Raw genomic sequence first — 11854 nt, 5'->3', positions numbered from 1 at the left:
TCCTTCACGTACCAGGTCTGGATCTGACGCGGACCATTGTGGACCGTCCCACTGACAGCGCCGACCGCGACCCGGGAACTTCGCCAGGTGTCAGCGCGCTTGCATACAGTGGCAGGGCTGACAGAAAGAGCAGCATCGCGATCGAAGGGACGTACATGCCCATGGGTCACACGGCCACAGCGCAGGCCGGTTCCGGCGGCCTGACAGCGACAGAGCACCGGCTGGCCAACGGCCTGCGTGTGGTGCTCTCCGAGGACCATCTGACCCCGGTGGCCGCGGTCTGCCTGTGGTACGACGTCGGCTCGCGCCACGAGGTCGAGGGCCGTACCGGACTTGCCCACCTGTTCGAGCACCTGATGTTCCAGGGCTCCGGCCAGGTGAAGGGGAACGGCCACTTCGAGCTGGTGCAAGGGGCAGGCGGCTCGCTGAACGGCACCACCAGCTTCGAGCGAACCAACTACTTCGAGACCATGCCCACCCACCAGCTTGAGCTCGCGCTCTGGCTGGAGGCCGACCGGATGGGCTCGCTGCTCGCCGCGCTCGACGACGAGTCGATGGAGAACCAGCGCGACGTCGTCAAGAACGAGCGCCGCCAGCGGTACGACAACGTCCCGTACGGCACGGCCTTCGAGCGGCTGACCGCCCTCGCCTACCCGGAGGGCCACCCGTACCACCACACGCCGATCGGCTCGATGGCCGACCTGGACGCGGCGACCCTCGAGGACGCCCGCGCCTTCTTCCGTACGTACTACGCGCCGAACAACGCCGTGCTGTCGGTCGTCGGCGACATCGACCCGGAGCAGACGCTCGCCTGGATCGAGAAGTACTTCGGCTCCATCCCGGCCCATGACGGAAAGCAGCCGCCCCGTGACGGATCGCTGCCGGTGACCATCGGCGAGCAGTTGCGCGAGGAGGTTGTCGAGGAGGTCCCGGCCCGTGCGCTGATGGCCGCCTACCGGCTGCCGCACGACGGCACGCGCGAGTGCGACGCCGCGGATCTGGCGCTCACCGTCCTCGGCGGCGGCGAGTCCTCCCGGCTGCACAACCGCCTGGTGCGCCGGGACCAGACGGCCGTCGCCGCCGGATTCGGGCTGCTGCGCCTGGCCGGCGCACCCTCGCTCGGTTGGCTGGACGTCAAGACGTCCGGCGGCGTCGAGGTCCCCCAGATCGAGGGCGCGGTCGACGAGGAGCTTGCGCGGTTCGCGGCCGAGGGCCCCACGCCCGAGGAGATGGAGCGGGCGCAGGCCCAGTTGGAGCGCGAGTGGCTGGACCGGCTCGGCACGGTCGCGGGCCGCGCCGACGAACTGTGCAGGTACGCCGTGCTGTTCGGCGACCCGCAGCTGGCACTGACCGCCGTGCAGCGGGTGCTGGACGTCACCGCCGAGGAGGTGCAGGCGGTCGCCAAGGCCCGGCTGCGCCCGGACAACAGGGCGGTGCTCGTCTACGAACCCGTCAACGCCGAGCAGAGCGACCAGGAAGAGGGAGCGGACCAGTGACCGACGCTGCCGCGTCTTTGACGACCATGGAGTTCCACCCGCAGCCGGCGGCCGGCGCGGCCCGGCCGTGGGCGTTCCCCGCCCCCGACCGGGGCACCCTGGACAACGGGCTCACGGTGCTGCGCTGCCACCGCCCCGGCCAGCAGGTGGTGGCGGTCGAGATCTCCCTCGACGCCCCGCTGGACGCCGAGCCCGAGGGCCTCGACGGCGTCGCCACGATCATGGCGCGCGCCCTGTCGGAGGGCACCGACAAGCGCAGCGCCGAGGAGTTCGCGGCCGAGCTGGAGCGCTGCGGTGCCACCCTCGACGCGCACGCCGACCACCCCGGCGTCCGCGTCTCCCTGGAGGTCCCGGTCTCCCGGCTGCCCAAGGCGCTCGGCCTGCTGGCCGAGGCGCTGCGCGCACCCGCCTTCGCCGACAGCGAGGTGCAGCGGCTCGTACGCAACCGTCTCGACGAGATCCCGCACGAGACGGCCAACCCGGCCCGCCGTGCCGCCAAGGAGCTCTCCAAGCAGCTCTTCCCGGCCGCGGCGCGTATCTCGCGTCCCCGCCAGGGCACCGAGGAGACCGTGGCCCGGATCGACGCCGCGGCCGTACGGGCCTTCTACGAGGCGCATGTGCGGCCCGCCACCGCCACCGCGGTGATCGTCGGCGATCTGACCGGGGTCGACCTGGACGCCGTGCTGGCCGAGAGCCTCGGCACCTGGACGGGCGACAAGGCAGCGCCCCGTCCCGTACCGCCGATCGCCGCCGACGACACCGGCCGTGTGGTGATCGTGGACCGGCCGGGCGCCGTGCAGACGCAGCTGCTGATCGGCCGCATCGGTGCGGACCGGCACGACCGCGTGTGGCCCGCGCAGGTGCTCGGCGCGTACTGCCTGGGCGGCACCCTCACCTCCCGCCTCGACCGCGTGCTGCGTGAGGAGAAGGGCTACACCTACGGCGTACGCGCCTTCGGCCAGGTGCTGCGCTCCGCCCCCGACGGGTCGGGCGCCGCGATGCTCGCCATCAGCGGCTCGGTGGACACCCCGAACACCGGACCGGCGCTGGACGACCTCTGGAAGGTGCTGCGTACGCTCGCGGCCGAGGGGCTGACCGACGCCGAGCGGGATGTCGCCGTGCAGAACCTGGTGGGTGTCGCCCCGCTGAAGTTCGAGACGGCCGCCTCCGTCGCGGGCACGCTCGCCGACCAGGTCGAGCAGTTCCTCCCGGACGACTACCAGGCGCAGTTGTACGTCCGGCTGGCCGAGACGGGCACTGTCGAGGCGACGGCGGCTGCCGTCAGCGCCTTCCCGGTGGACCGTCTTGTCACGGTGCTCGTCGGCGACGCCGACGAGATCGAGGAGCCGGTGCGGGCGCTGGGCATCGGTGAAGTGAGTGTTGTCACAGGCTGATTGAGAAAGCCGGTGCTCCTCGGCCGGCAAACAACTCCTTACAAACAAGCGGAACCCCGGCATCCAGAGTGGAGCCGGGGTTCCGTGTTATGTCCGCTTTGTTGGAGAGGCTGCGTGTCTGCCCTGTGGGATGCGCTACAAAAAAGCCTGTCTGTTTGGTGATTGAAAGTGGCCCGGCCTAGCGTCGGTCCGGCTGTCCGCCAGAAGCCCGCCGCATCCGCGGCATCGGACAGTCATCGCCGAGTCCCCGTCAGGCGCGAGCCTGGGGAGCCGGGGACCCATGTCCCTGGGGTGAATCGGACGCCTTCGCACCCGTGCGGAGGGGCCCGTAGGAGACCTTCCTGCTCCGAACCCGTCAGCTAACCCGGTAGGCGAGAAGGAAGGAAAGGATCAGCCACTACATGGCGTTCACCCGTGCCACCGGGAAGCACCGTGCCCCGAGCCGCCTGTCGCGACGCAGCGCGAACATGGCGGGTGCCGCGGCCCTCGCCACGACCGGCGTCATCGGAACCCTCGCTTCCCCGGCGCTCGCCGCCAACACGAGCACGACCGCGGTCGAGGACACCGGCCTGACCCCGGTGGTGACCGCCGAGACCCTCGCGGACCAGATCGCCGACCAGGCCGCCGCCCAGGAGCAGGAGGCCGCCAGGGCGAAGGCCGCGGCCGAGGCGAAGCACAAGGCCGAGGTCCGTGCCAAGGAAGCCCGCGAGGCCAGGGAGCGCGCCGCCCGCGACGCCGAGCGCAAGCGCCTCAACTCCTTCGTGGCCCCGATCTCCGGCTCGTACATCTCCACCGGCTACAAGGCCGGCGGCGCCATCTGGTCCTCCGGCAGCCACACGGGCATCGACTTCCATGCGGCGTCCGGCACCACCGTGCACGCGGTCGGCTCCGGCACCGTCGTCGAGGCCGGCTGGGGCGGCGCGTACGGCAACAACGTCGTGATCAAGATGAAGGACGGCTCGTACACGCAGTACGGCCACCTCTCGTCGATCAGCGTCTCGGTCGGCCAGAGCGTCACCCCGGGCGAGCGGATCGGCCTCTCCGGCGCGACCGGCAACACCACCGGGCCGCACCTGCACTTCGAGGCCCGCACCAGCCCCGAGTACGGCTCCGACATCAACCCGGTCGCGTACCTGCGTGCACACGGTGTGAACGTCTGAGCGGACAGCTCGTACAGCTCGTGGAGAAGGCCCCGGCGTGCCGCCGGGGCCTTCTGCCTTTGAGGCACTGGCCAAAAGATATCCATGGATTCCGGAGAGCCTTCGGAAAATCGTGCTCGCTGCAATAGAGTCGACCGAACAGACGTCAATCGGCTGCGTTTCGCGCGGATTAAAGCGGAGGTTCGGTCATGCGCATTCCCGCGCACTCGGTATGCACGGCGATCCGCGACGACATCGTCTCCGGTGTATTCGAGCGGGGCAGTCGGCTGACCGAGGAGCAGCTGGCGCGCCGCTACGGCGTCTCACGTGTCCCGGTGCGCGAGGCCCTGCGCACCCTGGAGTCCGAGGGTTTCGTCACCACCCGCCGGCACGCCGGTGCCTGCGTCGCCGAGCCCACCGAGCAGGAGGCCGCCGACCTGCTGGAGATCAGGATGCTGCTGGAGCCGCTGGGCGCCGCGCGCGCCGCCCAGCGGCGTACCGAGGCACACCTCAAGGTGCTGCGTGGCCTGGTCAGGCTGGGTCAGGAGCGGGCGCGCCGGGGTCAGGGCGAGGATCTGCGCTCACTGGGTGGCTGGTTCCACGAGACGCTCGCGCAGGCCTCCGGCAGCCCCGGCCTGACCGCCCTGCTCACCCAGCTGCGGCACAAGATCGCCTGGATGTACGCCGTCGAGCAGCCGGCCAAGCCCGTCGACTCCTGGGCCGAGCACGGCGCGATCGTGGACGCGGTGGCGCGGGGCGACGTGGAGCGGGCCCGGGCGCTGACCAGCCTGCACGCCGAGCGGGCGGCAGCCGCGCACCGGCTGCGCCGTCCGGAGCGGGTGAGGACTTCGCAACATGCCGTAAACACCGCGAGCGTCCGCAATTAACAGTCGCGCCGTATACAAAGGGAAGACAATTGTGGTGGCTGTATTTCTGCTGCCCGAATTCACGGTCGGCCCGGAAATGAACGGAGCCGCGGTCTCCCGAATTCGGGATGCCGCGGCTCCGCGTTGAGCACATTCGACTGTGGCCTCGGACTGCCGGGCTCGGACCGTCCGGTCCTGGACTCCCTGACGTGGACGGTTCGGCTCGGACTCTCGGGTCAGACGGTCTCGGGAAGCTCCTCGAGCCCTTCGGCAACCAACCTGGCCAGCCGGTCCAGCGCAGCCTCGGCGCCGTCCGCCTCGGAAGCGAGCACGATCTCCTCGCCGCCCTGCGCCCCCAGGCCGAGCACCGCGAGCATGGACGCCGCGTTGACCGGCTCGCCGCCGGCCTTGGCGATCGTCACCGGGACGCCGGAGGCGGTGGCGGCACGGACGAAGATGGAAGCGGGGCGGGCGTGAAGGCCCTCGGCCCAGCCGACGTTGACGCGGCGCTCAGCCATGGTGTTGCCCTTCAAGTCTTAGCGGTTGTCTAGACCAGTCTCTCATGTGGTGCGGAGTGCTCGAACCGACCGCTGGGTGAGCCGTACGCTTTCTCCCATGCAGACCCAGCCGGACCACGCCTATCCCGATCACTGGGAAGCGGACGTGGTGCTGCGCGACGGCGCAACCGCGCGCATCAGGCCCATCACCACTGAGGACGCCGAGCGTCTGGTCAGCTTCTACGAACAGGTCTCGGACGAGTCGAAGTACTACCGCTTCTTCGCACCCTATCCCCGGCTCTCCGCCAAGGATGTGCACCGTTTCACCCATCACGACTACGTGGACCGGGTGGGTCTCGCGGTCACGGTCGGCGGCGAGTTCATCGCCACCGTCCGCTACGACCGGATCAACTCCGAGGGCCGCGCCGCGAGCGCCCCCGCCGACGAGGCCGAGGTCGCCTTCCTGGTGCAGGACGCGCACCAGGGGCGCGGTGTCGCGTCCGCGCTGCTCGAACACATCGCGGCGGTGGCGCGCGAGCGGGGCATCCGGCGGTTCGCGGCGGAGGTGCTGCCCGCCAACAACAAGATGATCAAGGTGTTCCGGGACGCCGGCTACACCCAGAAGCGCAGCTTCGAGGACGGCTCCGTCCATCTGACCCTCGACCTGGAGCCGACCGCGGAGTCCCTCGCGGTCCAGCGCGGCCGCGAGCAGCGCGCCGAGGCGCGGTCCGTGCAGCGACTCCTCGCGCCGGGGTCGGTCGCGGTCGTCGGTACCGGCCGCGCGCCGGGCGGTGTGGGGCGCACGGTGCTGCGGAACCTCCTCGACGCGGGGTTCACGGGCCGTACCTACGCAGTGAACCGCGCTCTGTCCGACGATCAGCTGGAGATCGAAGGGGTACCGGCCTTCCGCTCCGTCGGCGAGATCGTCGCCGAGACCGGGGAGCCGGTCGACCTCGCGGTCGTCGCCGTCCCCGCGGAGCGGGTGCCGGACGTGGTCGCCGACTGCGGCGAGCACGGCGTCCAGGGGCTGGTCGTGGTGACCGCCGGATACGCCGAGAGCGGCGCGGCCGGGCGGGAGCGCCAGCGCGAACTGGTGCGGCAGGCCCGCTCGTACGGCATGCGCATCATCGGCCCGAACTCCTTCGGCATCATCAGCACGGCGGAGGCCGTCCGCCTCAACGCCTCGCTGGCCCCGCACCCCCCGGCCGCGGGCCGCATCGGTCTGTTCACACAGTCCGGCGCGATCGGCATCGCACTGCTGTCGGGGCTGCACCGGCGTGGCGCGGGACTGTCGGCCTTCATCTCGTCCGGCAACCGCGCCGACGTCTCCGGAAACGACTTCCTGCAGTACTGGTACGAGGACCCGGACACCGATGTCGTCCTGTTGTACCTCGAATCGCTCGGTAACCCACGGAAGTTCACGCGGCTGGCCCGGCGTACGGCGGCGGTGAAGCCGGTGGTCGTGGTGAAGGGCGCGCGGCACAGCGGCAGCGAGCCGCCGGGGCACGCGGTGCCGGTGACCCGGATCCCGGACGCGACAGTGGGCGCGCTGATGCGGCAGGCGGGCGTGATCCGGGTCGACACGTTCACCGAACTCGTCGACGCGGGTGTGCTGCTGGCGGGGCAGCCGCTGCCGGCGGGGCCACGGGTGGCCATCCTCGGCAACTCCGAGTCGCTCGGTCTGCTGACGTATGACGCGTGCCTTGCGGAAGGCCTGCGTCCGATGCGGCCGCGGGACCTTACGACGGAGGCGACGCCCGCGGACTTCCGGGCGGCGCTCGCCGAGGCGCTGGCCGACGACGCGTGCGACTCCGTCGTGGTGACGGCGATTCCGTGGGTCGGCGAGAACGGTGTGACGGAAGAGGGCCACGGGGAGGTCCTGGCGGCGGCGCTGCGGGATGCGGCGGCGAAGTCCGAGGCGAAGCCGGTGGCGGTGGTTCATGTGGAGCTGGGGGGTCTGGCGGAGGCCCTGTCGGCTGCGACGAGCACCATGCCGGGGCCGGCTGCGGGTGTTTCTGCCCGCCCCCGCGCCGTCCCGAATCCGGAGGCAGGCCGCCAGCCGCCCGTGCCGGCGCCCGAGGCTTCCGGCCCGGCCACCGCTGCCCCGCTCCACTACCGCATTCCCGCCTACCCCGCCGCCGAGCGGGCCGTCCGTGCGCTCTCCGAGGCCGTCAAGTACGCCCAGTGGCGCCGGCACGCCGCCGATCCCGGCAGAGTTCCCGAGTACGAGGACATCGACGAGGCCGGCGCCGCCGCCCAGATCGAGGGGCTCCTCGGCGGGTACGACGACCCTCGCGGCTTCACCCTCGTCCCCGACGCGGCCCAGGCGCTCCTCGGCCGGTACGGCATCGACGTGCACCCCGCCCTCCCCGCCCCCGGTCCCGACTCCGCCGTCCGGGCCGCCGAACGGCTCGGCTACCCCGTCGCCCTCAAGACCACCGCTCCGCACCTCCGCCACCGCGCCGACCTCGGCGGCGTACGGCTCGATCTGGCCAATGAGGCCCAGCTGCGCCAGGCATTCAGCGAGTTGACCGGCGTCCTGGGCAAGCCCGAGGAGCTGCAGCCCGTCGTCCAGGCGATGGCTCCCCGTGGTGTGGACACCGTCGTACGGGCCGCCATCGACCCCGCCGTCGGCGCCGTCCTGTCCTTCGGGCTCGCCGGCGCGCCCTCCGAGCTGCTCGGCGACACCGCGCACCGGCTCGTTCCCGCGACCGACCGTGACGCCGCCGAGCTGATCAGGACCATCCGGACCGCCCCCCTCCTCTTCGGCTGGCGCGGCTCCGCGCCCGTTGACACTCCGGCCCTCGAGGAACTGCTGCTCCGGGTGTCACGACTGGTCGACGACCATCCGGAAGTGGTCGGAATCAGCCTCGAACCGGTCGTTGTCGCTCAGCGTGGCCTCTCCGTGCTCGGCGCCTCCGTACGCCTCGCACCGCCCCCCGCCCGCACCGACCTGGGACCCCGCCGACTCCCCAGCTACTGAGCGCTCACCGCCCCCACGGGCCCGTAGGATGGACCGCATGGCGAAGACCGGTACGACGACCCAGGGGCTGCGCGCGGCGATCGAGCGCAGCGGCTACTACCCGGCCCTCGTGGCCGAGGCGGTGGAGGCCGCTGTCGGTGGCGAGCAGATCGCGTCGTACCTGGTGCACCAGGAGACGACGTTCGACGCCAACGAGGTGCGCCGCCATGTCACCGTCCTCGTCCTGACGGCCAACCGCTTCATCGTCAGCCACACCGACGAGCAGGCCGCCGACACCAGCTCCCCGACGCCGTACGCCACCACCTCCACCGAGTCGGTCAAGCTCGGCCGCATCTCGTCCGTCGTGGTCAGCCGCGTCGTCGCCAACCCCGAGTCGTACACCCCGGGCACCCTGCCCCGCGAGGTCGTCCTCACCATCGGCTGGGGTGCCGTCTCCCGCATCGACCTGGAGCCCGCCGCCTGCGGCGACCCCAACTGCGACGCGGACCACGGCTACACCGGCAACTCCACCGCCGACGACCTGAGCTTGCGCGTCAGCGAGGCCGGTGACGGCCCGGACGCCGTCCGTCAGACGCTGGCCTTCGCCCAGGCGCTCTCCGAAGCCACGGCAGCCACGCGCTGATGGTCCAGCCCACAGCGCAGTCCGCCACCTGGCCCGACGAACCCGTTCCGCTTGCCCTCGACACCGCTCCCGTCCCGGACTACGGCAGCGGATCGCTCGCCGATCTGCTGCCCACGCTCGCCGCGGGCCAGGGCGTACCGGGACTCGTGCAGTCGATCCCCGAGCTCACCCCGGCCGACCGGAACTGCGTCTTCCTGATCGACGGCCTCGGCTGGGAGCAGATCAAGAACCACCCGGACGAGGCCCCGTATCTCACCTCGCTGCTCGGCACCTCGCGCGGTGGCACCGGGCTGCCCATCACGGTCGGCTTTCCTGCCACCACCGCCACCTCGCTCGCCTCCGTCGGCACCGGCCTGCCGCCCGGCTCGCACGGCCTGCCCGGCTACACCGCGCGCAACCCGGAGACCGGCGAGCTGATGAACCAGCTGCGCTGGAAGCCGTGGACCTCCCCGCGCGTCTGGCAGCCGTACCCCACCGTCTTCCAGCTCGCGGACGAGGCGGGCGTGCACACCGCGCAGGTGTCGTCCCCGGCCTTCCAGGACACCCCCCTCACCAAGATCGCGCTCAGCGGCGGCAGCTTCCTGGGCCGGCTTTCCGGCGAGGAGCGCATGGACCTCGCGGCCGAGCAACTGGCCAGGGGGGATCGCTCGTTGGTGTACACGTACTACAGCGAAGTGGACGGCAAGGGCCACCGCTTCGGCGTCGACTCCGACGCCTGGCGCGGCCAGCTGATGTACGTGGACCGGCTGGTACAGCGCCTCGCCGAACAACTCCCGCCCCGCTCGGCCCTGTACGTCACCGCCGACCACGGCATGATCGACATCCCCTTCGACGAGCAGTCGCGCATCGACTTCGACGAGGACTGGGAGCTGCGCGCCGGAGTGGCCCTGCTGGGCGGCGAGGGCCGGGCCCGCCATGTCTACGCCGTACCCGGCGCCGAGTCCGATGTGCTGGCCGTCTGGCGCGAGGTGCTCGGCGAGCAGTTCTGGGTGGCGAGCCGGGACGAGGCGATCGCGGCCGGCTGGTTCGGCGCCCGGGTCGACGAGCGGGTGTACGGGCGCATCGGCGACGTAGTCGCGGCGGCCCACGACGATGTGGTGATCACCGCGTCGATCAACGAGCCCCATGAGTCGGCGATGGTCGGCATGCACGGCTCGATGACCCCCGTCGAGCAGCTCGTCCCGCTCATCGAAGTACGCTCGTAATCTCTTTACGCGGCCCCAGACGCGCCCCCAGACCCGAAAGGTCGTCAACTCCCCATGCCCGAGCTGGTGTTCTTCTCCGGAACGATGGACTGCGGAAAGAGCACCCTCGCTCTTCAGATCGAGCACAACCGGTCCGCGCGCGGACTCCAGGGCATGATCTTCACGCGGGACGATCGTGCGGGCGAGGGCAAGCTGTCCTCCCGGCTCGGCCTGGTCACCGACGCGGTCGAGGCTGCGGAGGGCTTCGACTTCTACGCGTATCTCGTCGACCGTCTCTCCCAGGGCGGCCGCTGCGACTACGTGATCGCGGACGAGGCGCAGTTCCTGGCGCCCGAGCAGATCGACCAGCTCGCCCGCGTTGTCGACGACCTCGACCTGGACGTCTTCGCCTTCGGCATCACCACCGACTTCCGCTCCAAGCTCTTCCCGGGCTCGCAGCGGCTCGTCGAACTCGCCGACCGGGTCGAGGTGCTTCAGGTCGAGGCGCTGTGCTGGTGCGGGGCGCGGGCCACGCACAATGCCCGTACCGTCGGCGGGGTGATGGTCGTCGAAGGCGCCCAGGTCGTCGTCGGGGACGTCAACCAGTCGCCGGACGAGATCGGCTACGAGGTGCTGTGCCGACGCCACCACCGGCGGCGGATGACCGCCGCCACGGCCCGCGCGGCCGCTCTCTCCCCGGACGTGCTGCCGGTGGACGTCAACGGTTCGACCGTACGATCGTGAAGACCGCGCCCTCCGGGTCCGCGACGGTCGCGAGCCGGCCGCTGGAAGCCTCCCGGGGCGGGTACAGCACATGTCCGCCGAGTTCGGCGACCTTGCGCGCGGCGTCGTCGGTGTCCGCGACCTCGAAGTAGGTCATCCAGTGCGAGCCGCGGTCGCGCGGCAGGGCGTTGCCCACGCCGTGCAGGGAGGCCACCGGGCGGCCCTCCAGGTGCAGGGTCACATAGTCGTAGTCGGCCGAGACGATGCTCTCGAGCTCGTAGCCGAAGACCGCCTGGTAGAACTTGCCGACCGCTGAGGTCTCGGCGGTCAGCAGTTCGTTCCAGACCGGTGTGCCGTGCGTGCCGTGCACCGCGGTGCCGCTGTGGGCCGTGGGCTGCCAGACGCCGAAGACCGCGCCGGCCGGGTCGGTCACGACGGCCAGTCGGCCGGCGTCCTCGGCGTCCAGCGGGCCGACCCCGACCGTGCCGCCGCAGCTCCTGATCGTCTCGACGGTCGCATCGGCGTCGTCGGTCGCCATGTACGGCGTCCAGGCGATCGGCAGTTGCCGTTCGGCCGGGAGCCGGCCGATACCCGCGACCTCCTTGCCGTCGATCAGCGCGCGGACGTACGGGCCGAGCTGCCGGGGGCCGGGGGAGAAGTCCCAGCCGAACAGCCCTCCGTAGAAGTCCTGGGTCGCGTCAAGGCCGTGCACCATCAAACTCACCCAGCAGGGCGTGCCGGGGGTGCGCCGAGTCGCCTCGGTCATTGTCACTCTCTCCTCGGACCATGTGGTGGCCGTACGGGGACCTGATGCGCGCCGTCGTGCGGAACGGCTGCGCGCCCCGTCCCAGATGCTTGCACCACCCGGCGCCCGACGCGCCCCGGCCGCGCCGCTTTTGGCGGGTTCCCGCTGGAGGATGCCCTTTTTGGCATTACTCATCTACCTTGGC

10 protein-coding genes and 1 riboswitch are annotated in these 11854 nt (G+C 71.3%); of the genes, 8 read left to right on the top strand and 2 right to left on the bottom strand.

What is annotated here, in order from left to right:
- Window positions 1–155 precede the first annotated feature (155 nt).
- From ACI2LP_RS29310 to ACI2LP_RS29295, 4 genes are all read left to right on the top strand, one after another.
- A complete protein-coding gene (locus ACI2LP_RS29310; RefSeq protein ID WP_404727539.1) occupies window positions 156–1496 on the top strand; it encodes a M16 family metallopeptidase in 1341 nt (446 codons plus the stop codon).
- Complete coding sequence (locus ACI2LP_RS29305; RefSeq protein ID WP_404727538.1) at window positions 1493–2890, top strand: M16 family metallopeptidase; 1398 nt, start codon at window positions 1493–1495, stop codon at window positions 2888–2890. The genes ACI2LP_RS29310 and ACI2LP_RS29305 overlap by 4 nt, the downstream gene beginning before the upstream one ends.
- A gap of 227 nt (window positions 2891–3117) precedes the next feature.
- A riboswitch (cyclic di-AMP (ydaO/yuaA leader) is annotated at window positions 3118–3279 on the top strand.
- A 12-nt stretch (window positions 3280–3291) separates the two neighbouring features.
- Window positions 3292–4050, top strand: coding sequence for a M23 family metallopeptidase (locus ACI2LP_RS29300; protein ID WP_404727537.1), 759 nt, complete (start codon window positions 3292–3294; stop codon window positions 4048–4050).
- A 188-nt stretch (window positions 4051–4238) separates the two neighbouring features.
- Window positions 4239–4916 carry a GntR family transcriptional regulator gene (locus ACI2LP_RS29295; protein WP_404727536.1) on the top strand — a complete coding sequence of 226 codons (678 nt, stop codon included), beginning with the start codon at window positions 4239–4241 and terminating at the stop codon, window positions 4914–4916.
- Between the two features lie 215 nt (window positions 4917–5131).
- On the opposite strand, the gene ACI2LP_RS29290 is transcribed toward ACI2LP_RS29295, so the two are convergent.
- Window positions 5132–5413, bottom strand: a complete 282-nt coding sequence (locus tag ACI2LP_RS29290) for an HPr family phosphocarrier protein (RefSeq protein WP_360870160.1) — start codon at window positions 5411–5413, stop codon at window positions 5132–5134.
- A gap of 97 nt (window positions 5414–5510) precedes the next feature.
- On the opposite strand from ACI2LP_RS29290, the gene ACI2LP_RS29285 reads away from it, so the two are divergent.
- Genes ACI2LP_RS29285 through ACI2LP_RS29270 form a run of 4 tightly spaced genes read left to right on the top strand, consistent with a single transcriptional unit; the run spans window position 5511 to window position 10925 of the window.
- Window positions 5511–8375 carry a GNAT family N-acetyltransferase gene (locus tag ACI2LP_RS29285; RefSeq protein WP_404727535.1) on the top strand — a complete coding sequence of 955 codons (2865 nt, stop codon included), beginning with the start codon at window positions 5511–5513 and terminating at the stop codon, window positions 8373–8375.
- Window positions 8376–8412: 37 nt separating this feature from the next.
- Window positions 8413–8997, top strand: coding sequence for a DUF5998 family protein (locus tag ACI2LP_RS29280; protein ID WP_404727534.1), 585 nt, complete (start codon window positions 8413–8415; stop codon window positions 8995–8997).
- Window positions 8997–10202 carry an alkaline phosphatase family protein gene (locus ACI2LP_RS29275; protein WP_404727533.1) on the top strand — a complete coding sequence of 402 codons (1206 nt, stop codon included), beginning with the start codon at window positions 8997–8999 and terminating at the stop codon, window positions 10200–10202. Before ACI2LP_RS29280 ends, ACI2LP_RS29275 begins: the two co-directional genes overlap by 1 nt.
- 54 nt (window positions 10203–10256) lie before the next feature.
- The gene (locus ACI2LP_RS29270; protein ID WP_404727532.1) at window positions 10257–10925 is read left to right on the top strand and encodes a thymidine kinase; all 669 of its coding nucleotides are present in this window, start codon (window positions 10257–10259) and stop codon (window positions 10923–10925) included.
- On the opposite strand, the gene ACI2LP_RS29265 is transcribed toward ACI2LP_RS29270, so the two are convergent.
- A complete protein-coding gene (locus tag ACI2LP_RS29265) occupies window positions 10900–11670 on the bottom strand; it encodes a VOC family protein (protein ID WP_404727531.1) in 771 nt (256 codons plus the stop codon). The two genes, ACI2LP_RS29270 and ACI2LP_RS29265, sit on opposite strands and share 26 nt — an antisense overlap.
- Between the last annotated feature and the right edge of the window lie 184 nt (window positions 11671–11854).

The organism is Streptomyces sp. NPDC019890 (genome assembly GCF_044903445.1).
In the GTDB taxonomy this organism is placed as follows: domain Bacteria; phylum Actinomycetota; class Actinomycetes; order Streptomycetales; family Streptomycetaceae; genus Streptomyces.
The sequence above is the reverse complement of the archived record's forward strand: the minus strand, read 5'-3'. Positions and strand labels throughout refer to the sequence as shown.